26 protein-coding genes and 2 pseudogenes are annotated in these 26,000 nt (G+C 71.0%); 17 read left to right on the top strand and 11 right to left on the bottom strand.

The features are described from left to right. The first annotated feature begins 66 nt into the window (after nucleotides 1–66). The gene (locus ACWC9T_RS29315; RefSeq protein WP_449824060.1) at nucleotides 67–363 is read left to right on the top strand and encodes an MTH1187 family thiamine-binding protein; all 297 of its coding nucleotides are present in this window, start codon (nucleotides 67–69) and stop codon (nucleotides 361–363) included. Between the two features lie 2 nt (nucleotides 364–365). On the opposite strand, the gene ACWC9T_RS29310 is transcribed toward ACWC9T_RS29315, so the two are convergent. After that, complete coding sequence (locus tag ACWC9T_RS29310; RefSeq protein WP_449824058.1) at nucleotides 366–833, bottom strand: DoxX family protein; 468 nt, start codon at nucleotides 831–833, stop codon at nucleotides 366–368. A 153-nt stretch (nucleotides 834–986) separates the two neighbouring features. Here ACWC9T_RS29310 and ACWC9T_RS29305 point away from each other — a divergent pair, with 153 nt between their 5' ends. After that, a complete protein-coding gene (locus ACWC9T_RS29305; RefSeq protein WP_449824057.1) occupies nucleotides 987–1,565 on the top strand; it encodes a TetR/AcrR family transcriptional regulator in 579 nt (192 codons plus the stop codon). A 161-nt stretch (nucleotides 1,566–1,726) separates the two neighbouring features. Then, nucleotides 1,727–2,488, top strand: coding sequence for an SDR family NAD(P)-dependent oxidoreductase (locus ACWC9T_RS29300; protein WP_449824056.1), 762 nt, complete (start codon nucleotides 1,727–1,729; stop codon nucleotides 2,486–2,488). A gap of 10 nt (nucleotides 2,489–2,498) precedes the next feature. Here ACWC9T_RS29300 and ACWC9T_RS29295 read toward each other — a convergent pair whose 3' ends face one another. Further along, the gene (locus ACWC9T_RS29295) at nucleotides 2,499–3,185 is read right to left on the bottom strand and encodes an SMI1/KNR4 family protein (protein WP_449824055.1); all 687 of its coding nucleotides are present in this window, start codon (nucleotides 3,183–3,185) and stop codon (nucleotides 2,499–2,501) included. A gap of 190 nt (nucleotides 3,186–3,375) precedes the next feature. Between ACWC9T_RS29295 and ACWC9T_RS29290 the strand changes: the two genes are divergently transcribed. The 3 genes from ACWC9T_RS29290 to ACWC9T_RS29280 all read left to right on the top strand — a co-directional run bounded on the left by ACWC9T_RS29290 (nucleotide 3,376) and on the right by ACWC9T_RS29280 (nucleotide 6,655). After that, on the top strand, nucleotides 3,376–4,314 hold the full coding sequence (locus ACWC9T_RS29290) for a carbohydrate ABC transporter permease (protein ID WP_449824054.1): 939 nt from the start codon (nucleotides 3,376–3,378) through the stop codon (nucleotides 4,312–4,314). Continuing rightward, a complete protein-coding gene (locus ACWC9T_RS29285) occupies nucleotides 4,311–5,195 on the top strand; it encodes a carbohydrate ABC transporter permease (protein WP_449824053.1) in 885 nt (294 codons plus the stop codon). Before ACWC9T_RS29290 ends, ACWC9T_RS29285 begins: the two co-directional genes overlap by 4 nt. A gap of 65 nt (nucleotides 5,196–5,260) precedes the next feature. Then, entirely contained in the window at nucleotides 5,261–6,655 is a 1,395-nt protein-coding gene (locus ACWC9T_RS29280; protein ID WP_449824052.1) for an ABC transporter substrate-binding protein, read from the top strand. An 82-nt stretch (nucleotides 6,656–6,737) separates the two neighbouring features. On the opposite strand, the gene ACWC9T_RS29275 is transcribed toward ACWC9T_RS29280, so the two are convergent. Both ACWC9T_RS29275 and ACWC9T_RS29270 read right to left on the bottom strand, forming a co-directional pair. After that, nucleotides 6,738–7,007, bottom strand: a complete 270-nt coding sequence (locus ACWC9T_RS29275) for a helix-turn-helix domain-containing protein (protein WP_449824051.1) — start codon at nucleotides 7,005–7,007, stop codon at nucleotides 6,738–6,740. Between the two features lie 36 nt (nucleotides 7,008–7,043). After that, the gene (locus ACWC9T_RS29270) at nucleotides 7,044–7,526 is read right to left on the bottom strand and encodes an LppU/SCO3897 family protein (protein WP_449824050.1); all 483 of its coding nucleotides are present in this window, start codon (nucleotides 7,524–7,526) and stop codon (nucleotides 7,044–7,046) included. Between the two features lie 274 nt (nucleotides 7,527–7,800). Between ACWC9T_RS29270 and map the strand changes: the two genes are divergently transcribed. After that, nucleotides 7,801–8,568 carry a type I methionyl aminopeptidase gene (gene map, locus ACWC9T_RS29265; protein ID WP_449824049.1) on the top strand — a complete coding sequence of 256 codons (768 nt, stop codon included), beginning with the start codon at nucleotides 7,801–7,803 and terminating at the stop codon, nucleotides 8,566–8,568. A 72-nt stretch (nucleotides 8,569–8,640) separates the two neighbouring features. Here map and ACWC9T_RS29260 read toward each other — a convergent pair whose 3' ends face one another. Next, a complete protein-coding gene (locus tag ACWC9T_RS29260; protein ID WP_449824048.1) occupies nucleotides 8,641–9,240 on the bottom strand; it encodes a cysteine hydrolase family protein in 600 nt (199 codons plus the stop codon). A 45-nt stretch (nucleotides 9,241–9,285) separates the two neighbouring features. Further along, a complete protein-coding gene (locus tag ACWC9T_RS29255; protein ID WP_449824047.1) occupies nucleotides 9,286–10,530 on the bottom strand; it encodes an MFS transporter in 1,245 nt (414 codons plus the stop codon). A 138-nt stretch (nucleotides 10,531–10,668) separates the two neighbouring features. Between ACWC9T_RS29255 and ACWC9T_RS29250 the strand changes: the two genes are divergently transcribed. From ACWC9T_RS29250 to ACWC9T_RS29240, 3 genes and pseudogenes are all read left to right on the top strand, one after another. Then, nucleotides 10,669–11,598, top strand: a complete 930-nt coding sequence (locus ACWC9T_RS29250) for a LysR family transcriptional regulator (protein WP_449824046.1) — start codon at nucleotides 10,669–10,671, stop codon at nucleotides 11,596–11,598. A gap of 59 nt (nucleotides 11,599–11,657) precedes the next feature. Then, nucleotides 11,658–12,083 (top strand): acyl-CoA thioesterase, encoded by a 426-nt coding sequence (locus ACWC9T_RS29245; RefSeq protein WP_449824045.1) that lies wholly within the window; start codon nucleotides 11,658–11,660, stop codon nucleotides 12,081–12,083. A gap of 188 nt (nucleotides 12,084–12,271) precedes the next feature. After that, nucleotides 12,272–12,631, top strand: a pseudogene (locus ACWC9T_RS29240) (transposase); the annotation flags it as partial. Nucleotides 12,632–12,767: 136 nt separating this feature from the next. Here ACWC9T_RS29240 and ACWC9T_RS29235 read toward each other — a convergent pair. Next, a pseudogene (locus tag ACWC9T_RS29235) lies at nucleotides 12,768–13,010 on the bottom strand (IS701 family transposase); the annotation flags it as partial. Nucleotides 13,011–13,308: 298 nt separating this feature from the next. On the opposite strand from ACWC9T_RS29235, the gene ACWC9T_RS29230 reads away from it, so the two are divergent. The 4 genes from ACWC9T_RS29230 (at nucleotide 13,309) to ACWC9T_RS29215 (ending at nucleotide 16,298) form a co-directional block, all read left to right on the top strand. Further along, entirely contained in the window at nucleotides 13,309–14,244 is a 936-nt protein-coding gene (locus ACWC9T_RS29230) for a heavy metal-binding domain-containing protein (RefSeq protein WP_449824071.1), read from the top strand. A 55-nt stretch (nucleotides 14,245–14,299) separates the two neighbouring features. After that, nucleotides 14,300–15,130 (top strand): heavy metal-binding domain-containing protein, encoded by an 831-nt coding sequence (locus ACWC9T_RS29225; protein ID WP_449824044.1) that lies wholly within the window; start codon nucleotides 14,300–14,302, stop codon nucleotides 15,128–15,130. A gap of 53 nt (nucleotides 15,131–15,183) precedes the next feature. Next, on the top strand, nucleotides 15,184–15,615 hold the full coding sequence (locus tag ACWC9T_RS29220) for a hypothetical protein (protein ID WP_449824043.1): 432 nt from the start codon (nucleotides 15,184–15,186) through the stop codon (nucleotides 15,613–15,615). A 143-nt stretch (nucleotides 15,616–15,758) separates the two neighbouring features. Continuing rightward, nucleotides 15,759–16,298, top strand: a complete 540-nt coding sequence (locus ACWC9T_RS29215; protein ID WP_449824042.1) for a GNAT family N-acetyltransferase — start codon at nucleotides 15,759–15,761, stop codon at nucleotides 16,296–16,298. 423 nt (nucleotides 16,299–16,721) lie between these two features. On the opposite strand, the gene ACWC9T_RS29210 is transcribed toward ACWC9T_RS29215, so the two are convergent. Then, nucleotides 16,722–17,285 (bottom strand): HAD family acid phosphatase, encoded by a 564-nt coding sequence (locus ACWC9T_RS29210; RefSeq protein WP_449824041.1) that lies wholly within the window; start codon nucleotides 17,283–17,285, stop codon nucleotides 16,722–16,724. Nucleotides 17,286–17,737: 452 nt separating this feature from the next. Next, a complete protein-coding gene (locus ACWC9T_RS29205; RefSeq protein WP_449824040.1) occupies nucleotides 17,738–18,403 on the bottom strand; it encodes a response regulator in 666 nt (221 codons plus the stop codon). A 147-nt stretch (nucleotides 18,404–18,550) separates the two neighbouring features. Here ACWC9T_RS29205 and ACWC9T_RS29200 point away from each other — a divergent pair, with 147 nt between their 5' ends. Further along, nucleotides 18,551–21,049 (top strand): ATP-binding protein, encoded by a 2,499-nt coding sequence (locus tag ACWC9T_RS29200; protein WP_449824039.1) that lies wholly within the window; start codon nucleotides 18,551–18,553, stop codon nucleotides 21,047–21,049. Here the strand turns inward: ACWC9T_RS29200 and ACWC9T_RS29195 are convergent. Together ACWC9T_RS29195 and ACWC9T_RS29190 are read right to left on the bottom strand one after the other, a co-directional pair. Beyond that, nucleotides 21,041–21,982, bottom strand: a complete 942-nt coding sequence (locus tag ACWC9T_RS29195; RefSeq protein WP_449824038.1) for a hypothetical protein — start codon at nucleotides 21,980–21,982, stop codon at nucleotides 21,041–21,043. The genes ACWC9T_RS29200 and ACWC9T_RS29195 overlap by 9 nt on opposite strands. Before the next feature lie 584 nt (nucleotides 21,983–22,566). Beyond that, nucleotides 22,567–23,061 (bottom strand): AAA family ATPase, encoded by a 495-nt coding sequence (locus tag ACWC9T_RS29190; protein ID WP_449824037.1) that lies wholly within the window; start codon nucleotides 23,059–23,061, stop codon nucleotides 22,567–22,569. Between the two features lie 606 nt (nucleotides 23,062–23,667). Here ACWC9T_RS29190 and ACWC9T_RS29185 point away from each other — a divergent pair. Beyond that, entirely contained in the window at nucleotides 23,668–24,438 is a 771-nt protein-coding gene (locus ACWC9T_RS29185) for a G1 family glutamic endopeptidase (protein ID WP_449824036.1), read from the top strand. Between the two features lie 378 nt (nucleotides 24,439–24,816). Next, nucleotides 24,817–25,554: a G1 family glutamic endopeptidase gene (locus ACWC9T_RS29180; protein ID WP_449824035.1), complete on the top strand. Its 738-nt coding sequence runs from the start codon at nucleotides 24,817–24,819 to the stop codon at nucleotides 25,552–25,554. Nucleotides 25,555–26,000 lie beyond the last annotated feature (446 nt).

Here is a 26,000-nt window from a genome sequence, read left to right as displayed (position 1 = left end):
CTGGTCGCGGCCCGGAACGGTCCGCGGCCGCGACCGGTGTCGTCGGGTGTTGAGGAGCGCAGAGCCGTGATCGCAGCTTTTTCGGTGACTCCGCTGGGGATCGGCGAGGACGTGGGGGAGGCGGTGGCCGCCGCCGTCCGGGTGGTCCGGGCAAGCGGGCTGCCGAACCGTACGGACGCGATGTTCACCAGCGTCGAGGGGGCGTGGGACGAGGTGATGCCGGTGATCAAGGAGGCGATCGAGGCGGTGAAGGCCTACAGCAACCGGGTGAGCACGGTCATCAAGATCGACGACCGGGCCGGGGTCACCGACGGCCTCACCGCCAAGGTCGCCACGGTCGAGCGGCACCTCGCGGAGAACTGAGCTCAGCCCGTGGTGCTCGGCTCGCGGGTGGGCTCAGCCTCCGGCCGGCGGGCGCTGAACATCTGGTCGAGGGCGTACGGGCCGGGGCCGAGCACCGCGATGGTCAGGAAGGCCCAGCAGAACAGCACCGAGGGCTCGCCCCCGTTCTGCAGCGGCAGCAGCGCGTGCTCCTGATGGACGGTGAAGTAGGCGTAGGCCATCGAGCCGGAGCAGAGCAGGGCGGCTGACCTGGTGCCGACGCCGAGCAGCACCAGGGCGCCGCCGACCAGCTGGATCAGCGCGGCCCACCAGCCGGGCCACTCGCCGAACGGGATGGTGCCGCCGCCCTTGGCGCCGCCCAGGACGCCGAACAGCGAGGCCGCGCCGTGGCAGGCGAAGAGCAGGCCGACGACGACCCGATAGGCCGCCAGCACGTAGGGTCGGGCGGCCTCGGCCGCCTGGCGGGAGGTTGCGGGGAAGTGTGCGGACATGCGGGAACGCCTCTTCTGGGGGGACGGGAGGAGAAGGAGCGGTAAAGCTAGCTGCGGTCCAGTCCAACAGGCAATGCTCCGTCAGATACCTGGCAACAAGCGGCCACTGGCTTTTCTTGACCATTCGATCCAGAAAGGCCTAACGTTCCCCCCATGGCGCGAAGGAAGGAATTCGACCCGGACGCGGCGCTGCAGGCGGCCCTGGAGCTGTTCTGGCGGCGCGGCTACGAGGCCACCTCGATGGCCGACCTGGTCGAGGGGCTCGGCATCGCCCGGGCCAGCATCTATGCGACCTTCGGCAGCAAGCGCGAGCTGTACTTGCGCGCGCTGGAGCGCTACAGCGAGCAGCGGGATCCGGACCGGCTGAACGACCTGTCCCAGCCCGGTCCGGTGCTCCCGGTCGTCCGCGCGCTGGTGCGCCAGTACGCGGAGGCGGGGGAGGAGGACCGCAAGCGCGGCTGCTTCGTGACCAACACCGCGGTCGAACTCGCCCCGCACGATCCGGCGGCCGCCCGCAGGGTCGAGGCCAGCCTCGACCATCTGGAGACCGCGCTGACCGCGGCTCTGCTGCGGGCCCGGGCGCAGGGGGAGCTGCCCGCCGACCGGGAGCCGCAGTCGCTGGCCCGGATGCTGGTGGTGCTCCTTCAGGGGATCCGGGTGGTGGGCAAGACCGCCGACGGCGGGGCTCGTGCGCGGGGCGCCGCCGAGCAGGCCTTGGCGCTGCTGGACTGACACCCGGCCGTTTCGGCCCCGTGTCCTTCACTGTCCCGATTCTGGACCGAACGGTCTTGATAGCTGCCGCCGCCGGGCTGGCGCTCACCGCGCTCGCCCGCCCTGCCCCGAACCAGCACCACCACGCCAGAACGCACCACTCGGATCAAGGAGTTCACCTCATGACCACGCGTTTCGCCGACAAATCCGTCCTGGTCACCGGCGGCGGCAGCGGCATCGGGCGGGGCATCGCGCTCGCCTTCGCCGAGGAGGGCGCCCGGGTCGCGGTCGCCGGGCGCAGCGCCGGACCGCTGGCCGAGACCGTCGAGCTGATCGAGCGGGCCGGTGGCAAGGCGATCGCGCTCACCGGCGATGTGACGGACACCCAGGACGCGGCCCGGCTGGTCCGGGAGACCGTCGAGCAGTTCGGCGGGCTGGACGTCGCCGTCAACAACGCCGGGGTGCTCGGCGCCCTCGGCCCGGTAGCCGACATTGACGAGGCCGACTTCCAGCGGGTGTTCGACATCAACGTGACCGGCACCCTGCTCGCGATGAAGCACCAGATCGGCCACATGCGGGCCCACGGCGGCGGCGCGATCGTCAACGTCTCCTCCAATGTCGGCGCCCACCGCCGGATCGCGGGCGTCGGCGCCTACGCCGCCAGCAAGGCCGCCGTCACCGCGCTGACCCGCGCCGCCGCCCGCGACCACGTCGCCGACGGCGTGCGGATCAACCTGGTGAGCCCCGGCCCGGTGGAGACCCCGATGTCCACCCGGCCCGGGGAGAGCGCCGCGGCCAAGGCCGAGCGGATGAAGGCCGAGGTCCCGGCCGGCCGGGCCGGCGCGGTGGAGGAGATCGCCGCCGCCGTGCTCCATCTCGCCTCGCCGGAAGCCGGCTACACCGTCGGTGCCGACCTCGTGCTGGACGGCGGCTCCACCGCCTGATCGGCCAGGCTCAGCTGTTCAGCCAGTCTCCGGGCACGGCCTCGTAGAGCGCTGCCAGCGCCTCCGGGGTCCGTGCCCGGGCCATCATCCAGGCCCCCTCGACCACCCCGATCAGTACGTTCGGCCCCTCGCGCCAGCGGCAGCCCCGGCCGAGTGCGGGCAACTTCCGGAAATCGTCAGGAAGTTCATCATCCGACTCGATGAAGTCGGTCAGTTCGTGGTCCTCCAGCAGCTTCTCCGTCATCGCCATCACCGCGGCGGCCGTCGAGAAGCGGTCCTCCCAGGGCTCCCAGTGCTCCTGCGACTTGTCGGCCAGGTCCGGCCGAATCACCGTCGGCGGGTCCTCCTGCTCCAAGTCACCCAGCAGGACGCCCCAGTGCGCGCAGCCCTGGTTCTCCGCCCGGTACACCAGCGCGCCGTCCAGCACGTACAGCTCGTCCGGCGTCAGCAGCACGTCCTGGCTACTGGTGAGGTCGGCCCGGCGGCCGAACAGCCGGTACGCCTCGCGCAGCGCCGCCGGAAGCCGTACCCCGAGCCGCTGTTCGGCCGCGTCGAGCTCGGCGTCGGTGAAGCCGTCGGCCACCGCCAGCGGCTCGCCCCAGTGCGCGGCGAAGCCCCTGACCAGTGCCCAGGCGCCCGCGCGGCCGCGCAGGGTTTCGGCCATCGCGGTTCGCATGTCGAAATCCGTGTCGTTCACCCGCGCACCGTACGACACCTCGCTGACAGTGGTCCGGGCGCCGAACCCCCGTCAGCGCACGATCGGCCGGATCTGACGCGAACGCGTAAGCCCGAGGACACTCGCCGATCACCATGAGGTTTCCGCGCCGTCGTTCGGGCAAGACACGGTTTCGGCCGGAACCGACACACGAAAGGCGGACGCGCAACCGATGCCGACCGCACCGCACACCGGGCCCCTGCCGGGACGCCGCCCACGACCACATCGGGGAGGGCGCTGGGGTGAACACGGGCTCGCCTGGGCCTTCCTGCTGCCCTCCCTGGCGGTGTTCGTCCTCTTCATCGGCTACCCGCTGGGCCGGACCCTCTACCTGAGCGGGCACGCCAACGACCTCTTCGGCGCGCCCTCCCGCTACGTCGGGATGAAGCACTACACCGATCTGCTCGGCTCGGCCGACTTCGGCCGGACGCTGGGTACCACGGCGCTGTTCACCCTGCTCACCGTGGTGCCCGGGGTGCTCGGCGCGTTGGTGCTGGTGCTGCTGCTGGAGAGCCGGATCCGCGGTGTACGGCTGCTCCGCTCCGCCTTCGCGCTGCCCTTCGCCTTCTCGGTGGCCAACGCCTCGGTGGTCTTCGCGGTGTTCTTCAACCCCGCCAGCGGGGTGCTCAACGGCCTGCTCTCGCACGTCGGTCTCGGCCCGATCGGCTGGCTCACCGACTCCCGGTACGCCCTGGTCTCGGTGGCCGTCACCACGATCTGGATGAACCTCGGCTACAACGTGCTGGTGCTCTCCGCCGGCATCGGCTCGATCCCGGGGGAGATCGTGGAGGCGGCCCGCATCGACGGCGCCTCCGGCCTGCGGCTGGCCCGCTCGATCACGGTCCCGATGCTCGGCCCGAACCTCTTCTTCCTGACCGTGGTCTCCACCGTCCACGCACTGCAGAGTTTCGGCCAGATCCACATCCTCACCAAGGGCGGGCCGGACGGCGCCACCCGGACCCTCGTCTACTCCGTCTACGAGAAGGCCTTCGCCTACAACTCCAGCGACTTCGGCGCGGCGAGCGCCCAGGCCGTGGTGCTGCTCGTGGTCGTCCTCGCCTGCACGGCCGTCCAGTTCGGCGTCCTGGAGCGGAAGGTGCACTACGCATGACCACCATCGTCAGTGAGACCGAGGCTCCCTGCCCGCGCACCCGGGCGCTCGCCGGGCGCTCCCCGCGCGACCTGCTCGGCCGCGCCGCCGTCCACCTGCTGCTCGCCGTCGCCGTGGTCACCGTGGCCTTCCCGGTGTACTACGCGATCGCCGGCGCCTTCATGGACCCGTCCGAACTCTTCTCCTACCCACCGGCGTTGGTGCCGCACTCGGTCACCGGGCGGAACTTCGCCGGCGCCGTGGACACCATCCCGCTGGCCCGCCAGTACGTCAACTCGGCGATCACGGCGACCGTCATCACCCTCGCCCAGCTGTTCACCTCGATCCTGGCCGCGTACGCCTTCGTCTTCCTGCCGCTGAAGGCGCGGGCCGTGGTGTTCGGGGTGTTCCTGGCCACGCTGATGGTCCCGTGGGAGGCCATCATCATCCCCAACTACCTGACCCTGTCGGACTGGGGCCTCGGCAACACCTACTTCGGCCTGGTGCTGCCCTTCCTCGCCTCGGGCTTCGGCACCTTCATGCTGCGCCAGTCCTTCCGGCAGCTGCCCGGCGAACTGCGCGACGCCGCCCGGATCGACGGCGCCGGGCACTGGCGGTTCCTGTGGCGGATCGTCGTCCCGCTCAACAAGCCGGCCCTGGCCGCGCTGTCGATCTACGTCTTCCTGTCCGCCTGGAACCAGTACTTCTGGCCGCTCATCATCACCCGTACGGCGAACATGCAGACCCTGCAGATCGGCCTCACCTCGCTGCGCGACTCCGAGATGGCCGACCCCGGGCTGATCCTGGCCGGCGTCGTGCTGTCCCTGCTGCCCACCCTCGCCCTGGTGGTCTTCGGTCAGCGCTTCATCGTCCGCGGCCTCACCGCGGGCGCCGTCCGCTGACCGGCCCCGTGCTGGATCGTCCGTCCCGCTTCCGCAAGGAACTTCCGCAGAGAAAGAGAACCCTCGTGAAGAAGAGTGCGCGCGCGCTCGCGGCCCTGCTGGTGGCCGGTCTCTCCCTGACCGCCTGCAGCTCCTCCGACTCCGGCTCCGGCTCGGGCGGTTCCTCCGACGCCGCCGCGCCCGGCGCCCAGGCGCTCGACCAGGCCTCGGGCGTCACCGGCATCGAGTTCTGGCACTCCATGACCGGCAAGAACGCCGACGTGCTGAACGGTCTGGTCAGCCAGTTCAACGCCGCCCACCAGGGCAAGATCGAGGTCAAGGCGCAGTTCCAGGGCAAGTACGACGAGCTGGTCGCCAAGTACAAGGCGTCGGTGCAGCAGAAGGGCACCCCCGCCCTGGTGCAGGTCTACGACATTGGCACCCGGTTCATGATCGACTCCAAGCAGACCGTCCCGGCCCAGGCCTTCGTGGACAAGGACGGCTTCTCGCTGGACGACCTCGACCCCAACATCCGCAACTACTACTCGGCCGGCGGCAAGCTGGTCTCGATGCCGTTCAACTCCTCGATGCCGCTGCTCTACCTGAACACCGACGCGTTCAAGGAGGCCGGTCTCGACCCGGCGCAGCCGCCCAAGGACCTGGGCGAGCTGGCCGACATGGCCAAGAAGCTGACCAAGAAGGACGTCGACGGCAAGACCGTCCGCTACGGTTTCGGCGCGGCGATCTACGGCTGGTTCGTCGAGGAGCTGCTCGCCGAGTCCGGCACGATGTACTGCGACAACGACAACGGCCGCAGCAACAAGGCGGGCAAGGTCGTCTTCGACTCCGCCCAGGGCGCGCAGATCGTGCAGTGGTGGGCCGACCTGGTCAAGGGCGGTTACGCGGCCAACACCGGCCGGGTCACCGACGACGCCCAGGCCGCCTTCAAGGCCGGTACGGTCGCGATGCACCTGGAGTCCACCGGCGTGCTGCGCGGCTACACCGAGGCCGCCAAGTTCGGCGTCGGCACCGCCGCCTTCCCCAAGGTCACGGCCGCCGACCAGGGCGGCCCGGTGATCGGTGGCGCCTCGCTGTGGATCAGCGGCCCCGGCCACTCGGACGCCGAGAAGCGCGCCGCCTGGGAGTTCGAGAAGTTCCTCACTTCCCCCGAGCAGCAGGCCGCCTGGCACACCGGCACCGGGTACTTCCCGGTCAACAAGAAGTCCCTGGACGATCCCAAGGACAAGGAGTGGGTGGCCAAGTACCCGCAGTTCCAGACCGCCATCGACCAGCTGAAGGCCACCAAGCCCACCCCGGCCACGGCGGGCTGCCTGCTCGGTGCGATGCCGCAGGCCCGCAAGGGCGTGGAGACCGCCGTCGAGCAGACCGTTGCCGGCAGCAAGACCGCCCAGCAGGCCCTGGCGGACGCGGTCAAGGAGCTCCAGCCCGCGATCGAGAGCTACAACAGCTCGGTCGGCTGACCGGTTCGACCGTCCGGCGGCGGCCCGCCCGCGCACTCTCCGCCTGGCGGGCTGCCGCCGTCGTCGCCAGGCGGAGAGTGCGCTACGCGGAGAGCGCCTCGCCGTCCTCGGGCAGCGTGCAGGTGGCCGCGAGCTCGTCCAGCGAGAGGTCCAGCGCGAAGGCCAGCGCCGCGATGGTGAAGAAGGACGGCGTTGGTGCCCGACCCGTCTCGATCTTCCGCAGCGTCTCCGCCGAGACACCGGCCACCGCCGCCACCTCGACCATGCTGCGTTCACCACGCGCCTCACGCAGCAGCGCACCGAAGCGCTCCCCACGCTCGCGCTCCCACGGGGTCAGCGGAGTCCTCACCATGGCGTCGAGTCTAGGCCCTTCCGCCCCGCGGGCGGATCAGTGCTCCCCGGGCCAGTTGGGGAGAGGGGCCGGGCCTCCCGGCCGCTCGGCGTTCAGAGCCAGGCAGAGGATGACGACGGTGGTGTTGCGCTCCTCGCTGTAGGAGCCGAAGACGTCCTCCGGCTCCGAGTCACACGCGTGCTGGGCGCTGCCATCATGCGAGACCTTGGTGACCTTGTAGTCCGCGTTGGGCTTGGTGCAGGCCACGATCTCCATCTTCGGCTTCTTCCCGTCGCCGATGTCGTGCACGCAGTCACCGGCCTTCGAAGCGGCCGGTTCGGACTTGCTGGCGTTGCCGGAGACGATCAGGCCCCCGGCCATCAGCGCGACCAGGAGGAGCGGGCCCCCCACGCGCTTGCCGAGGCGGCGAAGCCGCGAGGGTTCGGCCGGGGCCGGGAGTTCGTGGTTCTCGGACTCCGGGGCGAGCGGCTCGGCCGGCTTCGGGGTGTCGTCGACGGCGGGGAGCGGCGGGGTCGTCACGTTGGTTCCTCGTGATCAGATCATCGGATGGTGCCGCCGAACCCTAGCGGATCGCGAGCCCAGCGAGCGTGCGCATTTCCCCAGGCCAGAGGCCTCACCAGCCGTTGCAGCCCGCCGAGGCGAGGGAGTGTGGCCCACCGGTGCGTCAACTGGCGCGTCACGCCGAGTAGTTGCCGACCTCTCCCCGAGGCTGGGGGGTTGACGCGACTTCACTCCCCTCCAGGCCGTGATACAAATACCGGTATAAGAATTGGATCCAGGGGAGTGATTCACCATGGTCGAACTCAAGTCGGACGCCGCCCTCGCCGCGATGCGCGAAGCCGGGCGGGTGGTCGCCAACGCGCTGGCGGCCGTGCGGCGGGAGGCGGCGGTCGGCGTCAGCCTGTTGGAACTGGACGAGGTGGCGCGGGATGTGCTGCGCGAGGCCGGGGCCGGTTCCCCGTTCCTCGGCTACCGGCCGTCCTTCGCGCCCGTCCCCTTCCCCGCCGTCATCTGCGCTTCCGTCAACGACGCCGTCGTGCACGGCATCCCCGACGGCTACCGGCTGCGCGACGGGGACCTGGTGAGCATCGACTGCGGGGCCGTGCTGGACGGCTGGTGTGGCGACGCGGCCGTCAGCTTCACCGTCGGCGCCGCCCGCCCCGAGGACACCGAGCTGATCGCCGCCACCCGGCGCGCCCTGGAGGCCGGGATCGCCGCCGCCTTGGTCGGCAATCGGATCGGCGACATCGCCCACGCCGTCGGCGCCGTCGCCCGGGCCGGGCGGTACGGGACGCCCGAGGGCTTCGGCGGGCACGGCATCGGGCGCCGGATGCACGAGGACCCGCACGTGCCCAACGACGGCCGACCGGGCCGGGGTTACCCGCTGCGCCCGGGCCTGGTGCTGGCCATCGAGCCGATGCTCACCGCGGGCGGCCGCGACGACTACGACACCGACCCGGACGGCTGGACCCTGCGCACCGTCGACGGCAGCCGCGCGGCCCACGTCGAGCACACCGTCGCCATCACCGAGGACGGCCCGCGCATCCTCACCCTGCCGTAGGGCGTGTCCGGTTGGTCGGACGCCGCCGCACCGGGTGGGTGCGGCGGCCGTGGGATCCGCGTGTGGTCCGAGTCAGGAAGCCCGGAGCAGGTCGTGCAGCTCGGCGGTGTCGACGAGGTGGGCCCGTGCGGGGAGAACGTGCTGGAGCAGGACGTCGTGGACTCCGGTGTCCGGGTCGGCGACGCCGTCGGACAGGACGTAGAGCAGGTAGTCACGGTCGGCCGCGTCGACGACCGTGGACAGGACGGCGCCGCTGGTGGTGATGCCGGAGACGACCAGAGTGGTGATACCGCGCTCGCGCAGCCGCCGGTCGAGGTCGGTGGTGGACAGGCCGCCGTGCCGGGTCTTGCGCACGACGATGTCGCCGTCCCGGGGAGCCAGGCGTTCGTGGATGGCTGCGGCGGGGTCCTCGTGGTGCATCACCCGGTGTCGGGCCAGCGGGGCGAAGGACTTGTTGGCGGCCGGGATCGCGTCCCAGTCGGCCTCGGTGAAGCCGACGCGTACGTACGCGATGGTGCCGCCCTTCGCACGAACGTCGGCGATGGCCCCTTCCACGCGGCCGAGCAAGGCCTCGCGGTCTCCGTTACCGGGCAGGACGGCCAGGATCGCGGGCTGGTAGTCCACGACGAGAAGAGCGGTGTGCGCGGGGTCGAGTGCGGGGGCGGTGCTCACGCGGGTTTCCTCCTTGTCGCCGCTTCTGCGGCGAGTTGCGGTGCGTCATGAGTGGCTGGGGGACAGTTCCGGCTCGCGCTGCGCCGTCTGGTCGCGCCGGGGGAGCAGGAGCGGGGTGGTTAGGATGAGCAGTCCCGCGACCGCGAGAGCGGCGCGCGGGCTGGTGGCGTCGGCGAGTAGCCCGCCGAGCGTGGTGAAGACGGCGATGGCCGCCTGCTGGCCGATCGACCAGGCGGAGAGGGTGCGGGCGACGAGGTGGTCGGGCGTGCGTTCGAGCCGGTAGGTGGCGAGCACCGGGGTGAACAGGCTCATGTTGATGATGATCGCCAGCTCGACGGCCATCACGGTGGCGAGGCCGACGACGCCGGGACGGACGAAGACCAGGCCGATCAGCCAGACGGCGCGCAGGGTGCCGACCGTCCGGAAGACCCGCTGCCGGCCGTAGCGAGTCACGACCCGTTGGGCCAGCCGGGAGCCGATGAGTCCGCCGAGACAGGGGGCGGCGAAGGCGAGGCCGTACTGCCACGGCGGGAATCCGAGCTGGCGGAGGAGGAGCACGGCCAGCAGCGGCTCGGTGGCCATGATCAGGCCGCCGACCAGCATGTTGTTGAGGTAGAGCGCCCGCAGACCGGGATCGCCCATGATGTGCCGCCAGCCTTCGAGCACCGCGCCCGCCCGCACCGGGCTCTTGCCGGTCGGTGGCGGCGCTTCCTCCCGGCCGCGGATCGCGGTGATGCCCAGCGCGGAGAGCAGGTAGCTGAGCGCGTCGGCCACCACGGTGGTGACCGGCCCGAACAGGCCGATCGCCGCCCCGCCCAGCGGTGGCCCGACCGCGATGGAGCTCCAGTTGGTGGACTCGAACCGCGCGTTGGCGGCGAGCAGGGCGTCCGGCCGGACGAGGGCCTTGAGGTAGGCGCCGCTGGCCGCGTTGAACGCGATCTTGGCCGCGGCGACCACGGCCGAGACCACGAGCAACTGGATGAAACCGAGCCGACCGAAGGCATAGGCGACCGGGATCGTCGCAATGGCCGCGAACCTGGTCAGGTCCATCACGATCATGACCGGGCGCTTGCGCCGGAACTCCACCCACGGCGCGAGCGGCACCGCGACCAGCGCGCCCATCGCGGGCCCCACCGCGGACAGCGCGGACACCTCGGCGGAGCCGGCGTGCAGCACCAGCACAGCGATCAGTGGTAATGCCCCGAACCCCAACCCGGACCCGTACGCGCTCACCGCGTACGCCGCCCACAGCCAGCCGAACTTCCGGCCCAACGGCCTCCTGCCCACCATGCTCAGCGCGCTCCTCGATGTCTCACCCGAACAAACCGACGTTGACCGGTGAGAGCTAAGCGAGCGGCACAGCCGCAGGTCAAACAACCGCCCTGCCGACCCTGCACAACCATCCGTTGTTCACTAAGCTGGGTCGACGTGGATCTCGAAGCCGTACGCACCTTCGTCGCCGTCGCGGAGGGGGGCCAGTTCCAGAAGGCCGCCACCGACCTGTCGATCACCCAGCAGGCCGTCTCCAAGCGCATCGCCGCGCTGGAGCGCGACGTCGGCGTGCGACTGTTCACCCGCACACCGCGCGGCGCCGAGCTCACCATCGACGGGCAGGCGTTCCTGCCCCACGCCCGCGACCTTCTGCGCGCCGTCGAGCGCGCGGTCGCGTCCGTGCGCGTCGGCCGCCGTCCCCTGCGCGTCGACGTGATCGCCTCACGCGGCGCGGCGTCGGGCCTGATGCGCGGCTTCCACAGCGCGCACCCCGAGATCGACCTCGACGTGCTGATGCTGCTCGACATCGAGACGGCCGTCACCTCCATCCGATCCGGTGCGATCGACGCGTCCTTCCGTGCCGTCGCCGCGCCCGGCCGCCCCCTTCCCGAGGACATCGAGTCCGTCCGGGTGCTCGACGAGCCGCTCCAGCTCCTCACCGGCCCCGCCCACGCGCTGGCGGGCGCCAAGTCGGTGACCGTCGCCGAGCTGGTCGGCCACCGGATCTGGATGCCCGGCATCCTCCCCGGCAGCGAGTGGGCCGCCTACTACGAGGACCTCGTCGCCGAGTTCGGCCTCACCATCGAGGCGACTGGCCCCAACTTCGGCTCGGACGCGCTCCTCGACACCATCGCCGACACCCCGGCCCTGGCCACCTTCATGAGCGAGCAGACCCGCCTCGTCTGGCCCGCCGGCCACGGCCTGCGCCGCATCCCGGTGACCGACCCGACGCCCGTCTACCCGCACTCGCTCCTCTGGCACCGCGACAACCCCCACCCGGCGCTGGCCACCCTCCGTGCCCACCTCGCCGCCCCAGCGGCCGGCCGCTCCGGGGCCGGGACCTGGACGCCTGGCTGGGCGCGGTGATCACCGGGGTGACGGACGACACGCGGTGTCATCCGTCCGGCCGGAGTACCGTTCGGGACATGACAGACCAGGACTTCACCACGCGGGTCACCGTCCGCGGCTATGAGACCGACACCCAGGGCCACCTGAACCAGTCGGTCTACCTCCAGTACGCCGAGCACGCACGCTGGGAGTACCTCCAGGCTGCCGGGATCCGGCAGGCCGATCTGGTCGCCAAGGGCGTGGGACCGGTCGTCCTGGAGACCACGGTCAAGTACCTGCGGGAGCTGCGCGCCGGTGACTCGGTGGACATCAGCTGCGCCTTCGCCTGGCGGGACGGCAAGACCTTCCAGGTGGTGCAGCGGCTGATCCGCGAGGACGGTGTGCTCGCCGCCGAGATCACCGGCGTGGGCGGCATCCTCGACCTGGCGGAGCGCCGGCTGGTCATCGACCCGCGCGAGCCGCTGCGCGCCCTCGCCGCCGACCCGGGCCTGCTCGGCCTCTGACCACCTGTGGAAGCCTTCTAGTACTCCAGTGAGAGTTCTGCATTTGCCCTGGTCAACGGCCTGGTGGCGGGGAGTGTAGCGGGACTTCCGCGTGGGCGGGACGGCTTTGACGTGGACGTCCCGCCCACGGGTGGCCGCGCCGCATGTAATGACAACGGCGCGGAGAAGGCACCGTTGTGAGCGATGATCTGCCGACGGATGTGTGGGATCGGAAACTCAACGAGCTCTTCCTGCGGATTGGGGGCCGCTTCACCCGGGTGGAGCCCCGGCGCCGGATGGGGGACTACGTGTGTGGGCTGCTGGGCCCGGTGGGTCGGAAGAACAGCTGGCAGCTGGCCGAGTATGCCGGGCATCGAGCGCCTCACGGCCTTCAGTATCTGCTGTCCTGGAGTCGTTGGGACGCGGACGAGGTCCGCGACGACCTACAGGCCTACGTTGCTGAACAACTCGGCTTTCCAGACGGCGTTTTGGTCATCGGTGACACGGGCTTCGTCAAGAAGGGCACGGTCTCCGCTGGCGTGCAGCGCCAGTACTCCGGCACCGCCGGGGCTTGTAATTGAATAACTGCCAGATTTGATTTGTGGGATGACTTTCGAAAGGCGTCCCACGGGCCTTCAGCTGCTCCAGGGTGCGGGCGGGCGCTCCAGGCAATGGCGTGACGGTGATCTTGTGCAGGTCCAGGAGACGGTGCCCGTCCTGGAACTGATTGGACCCCCAGTCCGCCCCGCCGAGCAGGCGCTGCATCCCGATCGGATGTCCTTCGCCCGCGCGCTCCGCGAGGGTCCACCCGTTCTTCCGCTCCAGCGGCGCGATCAGCCCCGACATAAACGACAGGGCACGTGAACGCGGCTCCGACCTGGAAAAACGCCCAGCGAACCGCGCATGCAGACCGCCCAACACTTCACGCCAGGCATCAACCTGACCCACCCCGAGATCCACACACACGAGCCAACCCAATCACAACGAGCCCATCCATAACTGTGATGCAGTACTAGCTGTGCTGTCCCGTGAGGTCGGGAACGCGGCCGGCGGGCGGCTGGCCCTTGAGCGCGGCGTGTCCGCGGTGGCGCGGGGCGGGACCGCTCGGCGGTCGGCCTGCGGCCGGGCTGGCCGTCGCGTCGGGCGGTGGAACCCGACCCTTCTGTCGCCGCGTCCGTAACTGCGCATAGGGTGCCTGGTCGGACCTCAGCGCCGGACCGGCCGGACGGAAACGGGGGTGGACGCCATGACGGAGTCCTGGAGCAGTGCGGGGCTGCCGCCCATGGCGGCGGCGCGGGTCGCCAAGGGGCGGGCCGGTGGTACCTGGTCGTCGGCGCTGTCAACGGGCGAGTTCGCCGCGATCAGGTCGGTCGGCTTCGAGCCGGTCGGCCAGGTGATGGGGTCGGCGGTCTACCGCGTCAGCGGTGGCGACATGTGGGCCCCCAATTACCACAGCTGCACCTACCAGGGCTGGACGACCGGTGGGAACAGCGTCGTCCCCATCGCCCTGTCGGGCAACCGCGCGCCCTCGGCCAAGCTGGTGCAGGTGCTGGACGACGCACGGCGTACCGCTCTGGACCGGATGACCGCCGAGTGCACCGCACTGGGCGGTGACGGCGTGGTGGCGGCGCAGCTGACGATGGCTCCCTTCCCGGCCGCGCCGCACTGCCTGGAGTTCAAGGTGATCGGCACCGCGATCCGCGCCTCGGGGCAGGTACGGCCGCGCCGCCCGTTCACCTCGCACCTGGACGGCCAGAGTTTCGCCAAGCTGGTCACGGCCGGCTGGGTGCCGGTGGACCTGCTGGTCGGGATGTCGATCGGGGTGCGCCACGACGACTACCGGACCCGCCGGCAGACGTTCTCCTGGTCCAACCAGGAGATGGACGGCTGGACGGACCTGGTCCGGCAGGTCCGGGCCGACGCCAGGACCCAGCTGCACCGCCAGGCCGTGGAACACGGCGGCGACGGCGTGATCCTCGCCGACAGCGACCTGCGGGTCCGGGAGGAGCGCTGCGGCAGCAGCGACAACAAGACCGACCACATCGTCGAGAGCACGCTGCTCGGCACAGCGATCGCCCGCTTCGCCACCAGACCCGCGAAGCCGCGCATCCTCACGGTCATGCCGCTGAACGGCGGCGGCGACCGGCTGCGCCGCCGCCTCGCGCAGGCGGGCCGCCGATAACGGCGTGCCGTCACCAGACCGGACGTCATCAGCACAGTCAGGGGAGATTGACCAGATGAGCACCTTCGATCCCGCCGCACAGGGAGTGCCGGCCGACGCGATGCGGCGCCTCGCCGAGCTGCAGCCCGGCAAACCCGGCTCGATCTTCACCAGCGACCTGTCGGTCAACGAGTTCCTGCTGGTCCGCGAGGCCGGGTTCCAACCGATCGGCCTGGTCCTGGGCAGCTCGATCTACCACGTCGGCATACAGCTCGGCCGCTGGGGCAAGAACCAGGAGCTGGAGACGCTCAGCCAGGCCATGTACCACGCGCGCGAACTCGCCATGACCCGGATGGAGGCCGAAGCCGCGACACTGGGCGCGGACGGCATCGTCGGCGTCCGACTGAGCGTGGAGGCGCGGGAATTCGGTTCGGACATCGCCGAGTTCATCGCCATCGGCACCGCCGTCAAGGCCGACCAGCCCGCGCCCGGCGGCACCAGCTGGCGCAACAACAAGGGCCAGCCGTTCACCTCCGACCTCTCCGGCCAGGACTTCTGGACCCTCATTCGGGCCGGCTACGCGCCGCTCGGCATGACCATGGGCACCTGCGTCTACCACATCGCGCACCAGAAGATGGGCGCGGTCTTCTCCAACATCGGCAAGAACGTGGAGATCGAGCCGTACACCCAGGCCCTCTACGACGCCCGCGAGCTGGCGATGGCCCGGATGCAGGCCGAGGCCGAGGAACTGCAGGCCGAGGGCATCGTCGGCGTACAGCTCAACGCGCACAACCACCGCTGGGGCGGCCACACCACCGAGTTCTTCGCGATCGGCACCGCGGTCCGCCCGCTGCGCGCCGATCACGAGATCGAACGGCCCACCATGGTGCTGAGCCTGGACGGCTAGGCTGCGCAGGGACGGGACGGGCGCCCCGTCGATCGACCGCACCGAGGAGAGACATGACCGACCACGGCGAGCTCGAACCGGCAGCGCAGGACCCGGGCTCGATAGACCTGCTGGCGGCCGCCCTCCGCCGGGACGCCGCCGACCTGGAGGTGTACACCCGGGTACTGACCGGCGCGCTCGCGGACGCGCTGCCCGCGGACGCGGTGGTGGTCGAGCGCAAGCGCAGCATGGCCGACCGGATGGCCGGCCGGCCCGGCCGGATCGAGCGGCTGGACGTCTCGATGGACGACCAACGGCTGAGCCTGACCGTGACTCAGGGGCGCGCGGCGGGCGAGGTGTGCCGGGTGGTGCGCGGCGTGGTGCTGTCGCGACGGCCGGTGCCGCTCGACGAGTGGACGCGGGAGCTGGCCGCGGCCGTCACGGCCCGGGCCCGCTCCGACGCCCGTGCCCGGGCGGCGCTGGAGCGGCTGCTCCTCGGCGGCTGAGGTCTCGGGTCACCGCGCGCCCCGGCCGTCCGCCCGTTGTCCGGAGGTCCCGTCCGTCATGGGGCGGGGACGGCTGCGGCACGATGCCCGGAAGGCCGTCCCACCTGGGCCGATCGCGACAGACAAGAGCAAGGACCGCCCCCATGACCGAGACCGACCACCCGCTCGCCTACCGCCCGGCGACCGTCGCGGACGTGCCCGCGCTCGTCGCCCTCGTCGAGTCCGCCTACCGCGGTGACGCCAGCCGGGCCGGCTGGACCACCGAGGCCGACCTGCTCGACGGGCCGCGCACCGACGCCGACAAGGTCGCCGCCGTGGTCGGACACCCCGACGGCGTCGTCCTGGTCGCCGAGCGGGACGGCGAACTGCTCGCCTGCTGCCAGCTGGAGCGCCGCGGCGACCTTGCCTACTTCGGCATGTTGTCGGTGCGCCCCGGCCGCCAGGGCGGCGGCCTCGGCCGGTCGGTGCTGGCCGAGGCCGAGCGGATCGCGGGGGAGGAGTGGGGCGTGGCCGTGCTGGAGATGAAGGTGATCGAGCAGCGCGCCGACCTCATCGCCTGGCACGAGCGCCGCGGCTACCGCCGGACCGGGTTCTACAGCCCGTTCCCGTACGGCGACGAGAGCGTCGGCATCCCGCGCCGGGCGGACCTGCGCTTCGAGACGCTGACGAAGTCGCTGCCTTAGCGGCCGGCGTGGTCCCGTATCCTCCGGAGCGCGGTCGTTCCCGAGGAGCAGACCGCCGGGGGTCACTGCCCAGGCCGCCCGTCGCGCCGCCCGGTTGCACCCGACCGAAGCCCTGTCGGCGGCCGGCTGACCGTCACCGGAACGGGTCCGACCTGGTTCAGCCCGCCACCGGAGGCTTCCCCCGCAGCCGATCCACCACACGGCCGCCCGAAAACCGGACCGGCGAGAGAGGTGGGCCCACACTGACGGCTTGTGAGGCCGGGCCGCGCGGCTTCGGAGGCTCGGGACCGTCGCGAGCGTGCCCCCTGGCCGCCTTGCGGGCGGTCAGGGGGCGTTTGTGACGGGATTCCACGCACCGTTGGTATCGGCACCGCCGTCCGGCGCCTGTGCCGGGCTGCCTGCCGACGCCGCCGGCGTGTGGCGTCAGCTCAGCGCTCCACCGTAGTTGGGCAGCTCGAAGCCCTTCTCGTAGTGGCCGCCCTGGAAGTCGGTGTCGTTGTTGCCGATGTTGGCGACGAGGGTGTAGCCCTGCTTCTCGAACGACTCGCGGCAGGAGAGCTTGACCTCGGCCTTGCCGGTGCTGCTCTTGGTTCGCATGCACAGGCCGTCCACGGTGTAGCCGGCGTTGCGGAGCTCGTTGAGGGTGGACTGGCGGGAGCCGCTGTCCCGGTAGGTGGCGAACAGGATCGCGGCGCCGTGCTGGTGGGCGTACCGGGTGACGTCCAGGATGGGCTTGACGGGCTTGCCGGGGTCGTAGTGGGTGGCGAGCGAGGTGTTGTCGATGTCGAGGACCAGCGCCAGGCGGTCGCTGGGCTTGCTTCCGGCCAGCCGCTGCTGGACGTAGCTCATGAGCGGCTTGGCGACGGCCTGGACATCCGATTCCCACTTGCTCTCGCTGGGCAGGGTGGACGCCTGGGCCGAGGGCGCGAGGGCGGTGGCGAACAGTCCGGCACCGGCAACCAGGCCGATGGCGAGCTTCTTGAACACGCTTGTCTCCTTGGGGAAGTGGAGGCGGGATGAGACCGGGGTCGGTTGAGCGGTGGGCCGAGCGCTGCTCAGGCGTGCCTCCAGGCGTCGGTGAACGCGCTTCCGCCGCCGGCGGGCCGGGAAGGAACTGGCGCCGGGCTCAGGTCGTCGAGCTTTCCTGCAGTGCGGATGCACGTCAACTGACGTTCGCAGGCGCCGAGTCGTCTGTCGACGCGGCGATGCTCGGATGGGTTCCGAGCTGCGGCAATACCACCTGGTAAACCGTCGGATGGGTAATTCTGTGGATTCGCCAGAACCGGCCGGGGTGATGACGGCCCGCCCCGCAGGGGCTGATCCACCGAGACGGGCCGCCTCTTCGCCGGTAGCCGCCACCAGCCCCGAGCGCGCATGTGGTACTCGCCGCTGCCCTCATCGGGCGCCGGGCACGTGTGCGGCGGGCCAGGCCGCGCTGTTCAGTCCAGCGCCCGATAGCGGCGTTGCGGCCGGCCCCGCCGGCCGTACCGCAACTCCACATCGGCCACGCCGCTGTGGACCAGGTGCTCCAGGTAGCGACCGGCCGTGGAGCGGCTGATGCCGAGTCGGTCGGCCAGCTCGGCAGCCGACAGGTTCGGTTCGCTCCGCAGGGCTTCTTGGACCGCGTCCAGGGTCGGCCCGCTGAGGCCCTTCGGCAGTCGCTCTGCGGGGCCGTGCAGGGTGCCGAAGACCCGGTCGAGCTGGAGTTGCGAGAGCGGCCCTTCCACGGCCAGCTCCTGACGGCGTGCCTGGTACCGGTGCAGCAGCCGGCTCAGGACCGCCAGCCGCACCGGTTTCAGTAGGTAGTGAAGGGCGCCACTGCGGACGGCGGTCCGTACAGCGGGCAGGTCGGACCTGCCGGTCACCACGATCACGTCGGTGCCGGTTCGGCCGGCACGCAGCTCCGCCGCGAGTTCGAGACCGTTGCCGTCCGGAAGGCCGATGTCGATCAGGGCCAGCTGCGGGCGGCGCTGCGCGAGCACCGCCCGGGCGGCTGCGGCCGAGGCGGCGACTCCCACCACGGTGAAGCCGGGCACACGTACCACGAAGCGGGCCAGCACGGCGGACGCCACGGGATCGTCCTCGACGATGAGAGTCGCGATCAAGTCTGCTCCTGCTGAATACCTGCACCACGCGGACCCGGCCACGGACCGCCGGTCCGTCGTCGCAGCTGGCCGGGGCCCGTGACGGTCCACCATAATGCGCCGAACCGGGCCGAGGCGCGGCCCGCGGGTCGGCGAGAGGTGGTCCGGATGGCGCGACGAACTGGTCGCCTGGCGAAGCTGCTGGGGCCGCGGCGGCCGGTGCTCAGCCTGGCCGTGCTGTACGTGGCGTGGGGGCTGCTGCCCCTGCTCGCGCTGGCCCAGTTCTGCCTGTCGTCGGCGCAGGACGCGGTACGCCGGCAGGTCCGCACCGGGCTCACCACCACCGCGACCACCAGCGCCGTGGTCACCGGTGACCGACTGTCAGCGCTCGGCGACCTGGTCACCGCCTCGGCGAACGACCCGGCACTGGCCGCGTACCTGTCCGACCCGGAGCACATCGCCGAGGGTGAGTCACCGATGCAGGAGGTCCACCAACTCCGCAGCTCCCAACCCGGGGTGGCCGAGGTGCTGCTGTGCGACCTCGGCGGCCACCCGCTGGCCGACTCGACGGACCTCGGCTACCTGCGCACTCCCACCACGACCGACTGGTTCCGGGCCGAGCTGGCGAGCCCACGGACCTACCTGTCCGCCGGATACGCGCCCGCCGCGCCGGGCACCGGGCGGGCGGTGGTGATCGCCGCGCCCGTCCACGACCGGGCCGGCAGCCTCGGCGGCGTGCTCGCCGCCGCCTACCGCCTGGACGCGCTGCAGGCGTTCACCGACCGGGTCGCCGCGGCGCAGGGTGTCGGCCTGGTGATCACCGACCAAGCCGGCGTGCCCGTCGCGGTCTCGACGTCCGGCCGGCCACCGGGCGGCCACGGCCGGGTCCTGACGGCGACCGAGCCGGTGCCCGGCTTCGGCTGGATCGCCACCGCGACGGTGTCCGAGAGCCAGGCCCTCGCCCCGCTGCGCACACTGCGCTCGGCCGTGGTCGGCGCGGTCCTGCTGCTCGGCACGGTCCTGTTGATCGGGCTCGCCGTCCAGGTCCGGCTGGCCTGGGCGCGCAGCCGGGCCGAGGACGCCCTGCAGGCGGCGCGGGACGAGGCCCTACGGCTCTCCAAGCGGAAGTCCACCCTGCTGGCCGAGGTGAGCCACGAGATCAGGACACCGATGAACGGCATCGTCGGCATGACCGAGCTACTGGAGGCCACCGGACTGGACGCCCGCCAGCGCCGCTACACTGCCGTGACCCGAAGCTCGGCCGCGGCCCTGCTCACCATCGTGGACGACCTGCTGGACCTGTCCCGGATCGAGGCGGGCAGGATGGCGCTGCATAAGACCTCCTTCGACCCGCGCCGGTTGTGCACGGAGGTGCTCGCCCTGATGGCGCCGCAGGCGGCGGATCAGGGGCTCCAGCTGGGCACGGAGGCCGCCCCGGAGGTCCCGCGCCGGCTGGTCGGCGATGCCGGACGGATCAGACAGGTGCTGGTCAACCTGGTGGGCAACGCCGTGAAGTACACCCCGCACGGGAGGGTGGACCTGCTGGTCGATCTGGTCGCCGACGCGGCCGGACCCGGCGGGTACGCGGTCCGGTTCGAGGTCAGCGACACCGGGGCCGGGCTGACACCGGAGCAGCAGAAGCGCATCTTCGATCAGTACACACGATTCGCCGGATCGCGTCAGGCGGTGACGGGAGACGGGCTGGGGCTGGCCATCAGCAGGGAACTGGTGGCTGCCATGGGCGGGCGCATGGGGGTGGAGAGCGAGCCCGGGCGAGGCAGTCGGTTCTGGTTCACCCTCGGCCTGGCGCCGGCCCCCGGGCCACGCGAGCTCGCGATGCCACCTGTCCTGAAAGGGCTGGGTGGGCTGGACGGGGTGAGCGGGAACATCCTGGTCGCCGATGACGACGAGGTCTGCCGACAGGTGGCCCGGGACGTTCTGGGGGCAGCTGGATTCACCGTGAACACCGTGCCGGACGGGGAGCAGGCAGTGGCCGCCGTCCGGAAGACCAGGTACGCCATGGTGCTGATGGATCTGCGGATGCCGGGATCGGACGGACTCGCCGCCGCCTCAGCGATCCGCGCCGAGGCGGGCCACACCGCGCCACCCGTGGTCGCCGTGACTGCGGAGCGTGACCCGGCAGCGCTCGACGCCTGCCGAGCGGCCGGGATCCAGGCCGTGATCGGCAAGCCCGTCGACTGGCCGACGCTCATCGCCGCGCTGCGCGGCGGTGCCGAGGGCGCGCAGCGCGGCAACCGAGCGCCAGCCGTTTGCGCGCCGGGCGGCGATTCCGGCTCTGCGGTGCCCCGGGGACCGGCGGTCGGGCACGTCGACTGGGACGGCGAGGTGCTGGACGAGTTGCTGGTATGTGGGGCCCTTCCGGCTGCGGCAAAGGCCTTCGCCACCACAGCACCCGATCTCGCCCAGGCGGTGGCCACCGCTGTCCAAGAGGCGGACCTGCCCGCCCTCGGCGCGGCCGCGCACCGGTTGGCGTCGGCCGCGGCCACCGTCGGCGCCCGCTCGCTGGCAGCCCGCTGCCAGCGGATCGAGTGGCTGGCCGAGACCGGCGGCCAGCCACTCGCGGAGACGGCCGCAGGCCTGACCGACGAGGTGTCGGCAGCGATCGGCGAACTCGACGCCCTTCACCCGCCCGCGAGTTCAGCCTGACCCTCCGACCGGCGGGGCGTCGTGCCACTCCCAGTACAGCCCGTGCACCCCGGGAGCGACGTCGGGGACCACCAGGCACGCCTGGCCCGAGGAGGAGATCCCCACCTCCTGGACCGTCTGCGCCGGCGCGTCGTGGTGCGGCCGCCAAGCCGCGGTACAGCCGGCCGGCAGCATGCCGGCGTCGAACCTCACCCGCAGCGCCAGGTTCCGGCCGGGGACGCACACCTTCCGCTCGTACTCGGTGGTGACATGCGAGGACGGATACGCGTAGCTGTACTCCACGATCGTGCTGCCGCCCGGTGGTATCGGAAGGTCGAACAGCAACTCGGCAGCGGTGAAGCCGTGTTCGCGATCGATGCGACGCCGGCCGAGGCGGCAGCCGACCAGTCCGAACAGATCGGCGCCGGCCGACGTCTCTGGCTCGGCCCGGGCGACCAGGACCAGCCGGTCCGCGCCCCGGTCGAGCGCTCGCACGATCTGCAGGACATCGACCTGGCGCTCCTCGCGCCCGGGCCCTATGTGCACGTCGATGCGCGTGTGGAGGGTCTCCACCCGTGTATTGGCCCGCGGGTCGAGGTCGGCGAGGACCCGCTCGACGGCCTGATCGCCGTAGGCCCGGCGGTGGTCCAGCGAGCCCGGAACGTGGTCGACCCAACGCCCACGCGGCCGGCGCGGGCCGAGCAGCGCGATCAACGAGTGGCGCTCCAGCTCCAGGACTTCCTCCAGCGCGCGTACGGCGTCCAGCGAGGCCGCCCGCTCGGGTCTGCTGCGGCCGCACTGCCAGTAGCTGAGGCTGGACACGCTCACCTGGATGCCACGGCGGGCCAACCGCCGTTGGATGGTGTCCAGGCTCAGGCCCTGCTCGCGGATCGCGGTCCGCAACGCGAGATCGAAGGGGCCGGAGCGGAGCGCCTGGGCGACCTCCGTTCCCACGGCAGCCCCGGCCCTGCTCAAAGATTGGTTGCGCACCCTGTACCCGCTTCCACTGGGACCGCACCGTGTCGGCAGTCTCTCCGAGTTGCGGAATCTACCCGGCAGACTCGCCAAGACCGGATATCTGTGCATATTTTTCACCGGCGGCACCGATGCGGCCCCCCTGAACGGCATCGCGGGTGTGGAGCCACCAGGAAGCCGATCGGGTGATGTGTCCCGGTCCCGGCTGAGGACGATGACATCGAGGCGGTGTGCCAGCCGGAAGGCCGGGCCGTCGGGCCGTGGTCACGGTGCAACAGGTCATGGACGACCGGGAGTTCGGCACGGGCTGCCCTTCCAGTGGCCCTTCACGCCGTCCGCCGGACACCGACAGACCCCCGCGCACAGGCCAGACACCCGCGCCGCATGGCCACCAGCAACCGTCGGTACACGGCGCTATGCCATTGTCGAAAGTACCTGTCCACCAGCGACGTCGGGTGAGTAGCCTGCCTTCGCCCCGACTGCTCGGCCGACCGCGCCGGGAACCTGCCAGCAGCAGATGCACCTGCCAGTCCAGGGATGGGGCCATCGAAGGTTGCCGGGCATCACCTCGTCATACGCCATACCAAAACGGCACACATGATCGTTCGCCAGCTCCGCGCGGCGACCATCCAGCCGTTGCGCGCACTGCGCGTCTCGGCGTTCCCGAGAGGAAGTCGGCAGCGAGAGGGACGGGCTCGGTGAGGATCACCCAGAAACTGGCCGTGCTCGCGACGATTCCGCTGATCGCCATGCTGGCGTTCGCCGTATCCGTACGGAAATGGCTCGCGCAACGGGTGGCAGGAGCCGGTCAGCACCACGGGCTCCCCGGCCCCCAGCGCGGCGGTGGCCTCGTGGACCAGGCGGGACTTGCCGATCCCGGCCTCTCCCTCTACCAGGACCACCGCGGGTGGGCGTCGTACTGCGGCGAGCAGCAGGCCAAGTTCCCGCTTGCGGCCGACGAAGGCGAAACCTCCGCGATGGGCCACCGCGTTGCGGTCGAGCACCCCTGCCACACAGCCACCGTGCTGTCCCGGTGGGAGCAGGTGCAGGACGCCCATCCACCCTCGGCCAGGCCGGTGCTACTGCGAGCGCTGAGCTCGCTCGGGTGCTCCGCTCCGATCGGTGGATCTCGGTGGCTGGAAGGGCACGCCTGGCCATTCCCGACGCCGGTGCCGGGACAGCCAGAGGCGCGTGGTGATCGATCGTGCCGCTCCGACCGTCGAGAGGTCAACACGTTCATGCCTCGGTGCAGCTGACCGGCATCCGCCGATCCAACTCGGTGGACCTGGTCGGCCGTTCGCCTGCGTGCTGTCCGGGCCGTCGCTGGTCAAGAGCCCTGGAGCGGCACCAATTCGGTGGATTCGCCTCCTGCGCCGCGGGCCTGCTGCGTGGCGGCCGGCACCATCCGTGCCGTCCGACTCTGGCGAATCCACAGAATTGGCCCACCAGCCGGGTCGCCCGGCCGTGTCGCCGCAGGTCGGACGGTGACCGCGCACTAGCCGTGTCGACAGACAACCACCTTCTGACGAACGGCCGTTGACGCAAATCACATGCCGGAGGCAGGCTCGGTGCCCCGATCATCCGGCGGGCCGTCGTGCACAACTCCGACGCCGCCCGGCCCATCACGCCGGCTGCCCGCCGCCGAACCTCAGACAGGAGTCACCATGCCCGTCACGCCCCACTCATGTGTGCCGGAGGGCCGAAGGAAGGCTGCTGCGGTCGCTGCGGCCACCGCCCTGCTGGCCCTGGCCGTCGGTGCCCAGGCGCCGGTCGCGGCCGCCAGCTCCGCTTCCTCGGACACCGGCCGCACCTCTTCCGGTGCCACCTCCGGCAACTGGTCCGGTTACGCGGCCACCAGTTCGACGTATCACTCCGTGTCCGCGACCTGGGTCGAGCCCAAGGTGAGCTGCGAGCACACCGGCGCGGTGTCCATCTGGGTGGGGCTCGACGGCCTGGGCACCCACACGGTGGAACAGACCGGCGTCCAGGCCGAGTGCAACAGCGTGAACGGCACCCCGCGCTACTTCGCCTGGTACGAGGACTACCCGGACCCGGAGTCGACCTACCCCGACACCGTCAAGGCCGGCGACAGCCTGACCGCGTCCGTCGTCTACAACAGCAGCACCGACAACTACACCGCCAAGCTCACCAACAACACCCGCGGCTGGAGCGAGATCAAGACCCTCACCCACTACAAGGGCGCCACCAACGGCAGCGCTGAGGTGATCGCCGAGGCCCCCTCGCGGAACGGATCCCGCGTCCCGCTGGCCGACTACGGCAGCGTGACCTTCACCAAAGCCACCATTGACGGCCAGACGCTCGCCGATGCCAAGGCCAAGACGGTGACCATGGCCCACAACGGCACCACGAGCGCGGTCCCCGGACCGCTCTCCGGCTCGGGAGACTCCTTCACCGACACCTGGAAGCACACCTGAGCCCGAGCACTGGTTGCCCTGACCTGATGGCTTCGGCCCCTCAGCTGCCGGTGCGGCCACCCTCGGCATTCCGCCACCACGGCACCCCACCCAAACCGGTGAGTCGATCGGGCGCCAGCCCGGCCAGCGCAGCCCCCACCACCCGGGCCCTCCGGTTCAGCTGATGGTCCGGCGGTGCGCACAGGTGCGCGCTGCGCTACGGCGCGGCAACCGTCGCTCACCCCGGAGGCGCGCTCATGGAACGCGCTGACGCGCCGGCATACCTGCCGACTCCCTGAGGCGCCCCACAAGGTGCGGTTCCAGGACGCGCCTTTCGAACCGGGTCCCCATGTTCACACGCCGCGCGACTTTCACACCAACCGAACAGGAGAATTCACCGTGACCCGACACGTACACCGTACTGGCATGTCCCGGGCCGCGATCGCGGCTACGCTGCTCACGGCGGCGGCGCTTGCCTCGTCGGTCTCGACGGCCCAGGCCGCGCCCGCCCACACCGCCTTTCCGCACTTCGACCACGCCCGGCACTCCGACCAGACCTGGGGCGGCTACAGCGACACCGGAAAGACCTTCACGTCGGTCAGCGCCGAGTGGACGGTACCGAGCCTGGACTGCAAGGCGACCCCGAACAGCGCGGTCTCGCCCTGGGTCGGCCTTGACGGCTTCAACTCCCGCACCGTCGAGCAGATCGGTTTCGATCAGGACTGCAGCAACGGGGCGGCCGAGTACCACCCGTGGGTCGAGATGTACCCGGCGGACTCGGTCTACTTCACCGAGAAGATCCACGCAGGGGACATCATCAAGGCGTCCGTCAGCGTACAAGGCACGAAGTTCACGCTGACGGAGTCCGACACCACCCAGGGCTGGTCCAAGACCTTCCACGAGACCGGCAGTGATGCGCTCTCCTCGGCTGAGGTCATAGTCGAGGACCTCGGCAGTAGCATCCCGGTCGTTGCCGACTTCGGGCACATCACCTTCCGGAACGCGACGGCGAACGGCGTGCCCCTCGCGAGCACGGGGACCCCCCACTCCACCAACCTCGAACGCGGCAGCACCCAGTTGACCAGTAACTCCAAGGTCAACAGCGACGGGTTCACCATCACCTGGCTCAATTCCTGATCTGTCGGTGCGGGCCCGGGGCAAGAGCCACCTGCCAGTTCGGTAGACGTTCTCGGGGCTGGGCCCCGGGTGACCTGTGTGCCGGTCGGGTGAAGCGCCTGCCGAGTCTGGCGCGGGACGACAACACAGACCCCGACGGCGACGACTGGGCCGATACAAGGGAGGAGATCCCGCCCGTTGGCACCATGATGCAGCTCACTGAGCCGGAGACCCCATCGCGCAGCAAGCCCGTCCGGGCCGAGGTCCGGCGCTACGAGATCGTCCCGCAGGACGCCCGGGCCGCCTAACCCTCACAGGCCGGTTCTGACGTGTCGGACGCGTCAGGCGCCGACCGCCTTGATTCCCCAGGTAGCCGGCCGCAGGTGGTCTGTCTCTGGGGTTTTGCCGCGACCCCGGCAAGGATCACAGGGACAGCCGCCTAGGAGCGGCGGGAGAGGTACTGCGGG

The sequence above is a fragment of the Kitasatospora sp. NPDC001159 genome, assembly GCF_053598235.1.
The sequence above is the reverse complement of the archived record's forward strand: the minus strand, read 5'-3'. Positions and strand labels throughout refer to the sequence as shown.

Excerpts from the sequence above, each read along its gene's own strand:
- ACWC9T_RS29275 (WP_449824051.1), bottom strand. The coding sequence starts at position 7,007 with ATGGTGAGGACTCCGCTGACCCCGTGGGAGCGCGAGCGTGGGGAGCGC.
- ACWC9T_RS29255 (WP_449824047.1), bottom strand. The coding sequence starts at position 10,530 with ATGGTGGGCAGGAGGCCGTTGGGCCGGAAGTTCGGCTGGCTGTGGGCG.
- ACWC9T_RS29285 (WP_449824053.1), top strand. The coding sequence starts at position 4,311 with ATGACCACCATCGTCAGTGAGACCGAGGCTCCCTGCCCGCGCACCCGG.
- ACWC9T_RS29215 (WP_449824042.1), top strand. The coding sequence starts at position 15,759 with ATGACCGAGACCGACCACCCGCTCGCCTACCGCCCGGCGACCGTCGCG.
- ACWC9T_RS29300 (WP_449824056.1), top strand. The coding sequence starts at position 1,727 with ATGACCACGCGTTTCGCCGACAAATCCGTCCTGGTCACCGGCGGCGGC.
- ACWC9T_RS29225 (WP_449824044.1), top strand. The coding sequence starts at position 14,300 with ATGAGCACCTTCGATCCCGCCGCACAGGGAGTGCCGGCCGACGCGATG.
- ACWC9T_RS29220 (WP_449824043.1), top strand. The coding sequence starts at position 15,184 with ATGACCGACCACGGCGAGCTCGAACCGGCAGCGCAGGACCCGGGCTCG.
- ACWC9T_RS29185 (WP_449824036.1), top strand. The coding sequence starts at position 23,668 with ATGCCCGTCACGCCCCACTCATGTGTGCCGGAGGGCCGAAGGAAGGCT.
- map (WP_449824049.1), top strand. The coding sequence starts at position 7,801 with ATGGTCGAACTCAAGTCGGACGCCGCCCTCGCCGCGATGCGCGAAGCC.
- ACWC9T_RS29245 (WP_449824045.1), top strand. The coding sequence starts at position 11,658 with ATGACAGACCAGGACTTCACCACGCGGGTCACCGTCCGCGGCTATGAG.
- ACWC9T_RS29310 (WP_449824058.1), bottom strand. The coding sequence starts at position 833 with ATGTCCGCACACTTCCCCGCAACCTCCCGCCAGGCGGCCGAGGCCGCC.
- ACWC9T_RS29200 (WP_449824039.1), top strand. The coding sequence starts at position 18,551 with ATGGCGCGACGAACTGGTCGCCTGGCGAAGCTGCTGGGGCCGCGGCGG.
- ACWC9T_RS29190 (WP_449824037.1), bottom strand. The coding sequence starts at position 23,061 with ATGGGCGTCCTGCACCTGCTCCCACCGGGACAGCACGGTGGCTGTGTG.
- ACWC9T_RS29290 (WP_449824054.1), top strand. The coding sequence starts at position 3,376 with ATGCCGACCGCACCGCACACCGGGCCCCTGCCGGGACGCCGCCCACGA.
- ACWC9T_RS29305 (WP_449824057.1), top strand. The coding sequence starts at position 987 with ATGGCGCGAAGGAAGGAATTCGACCCGGACGCGGCGCTGCAGGCGGCC.
- ACWC9T_RS29230 (WP_449824071.1), top strand. The coding sequence starts at position 13,309 with ATGACGGAGTCCTGGAGCAGTGCGGGGCTGCCGCCCATGGCGGCGGCG.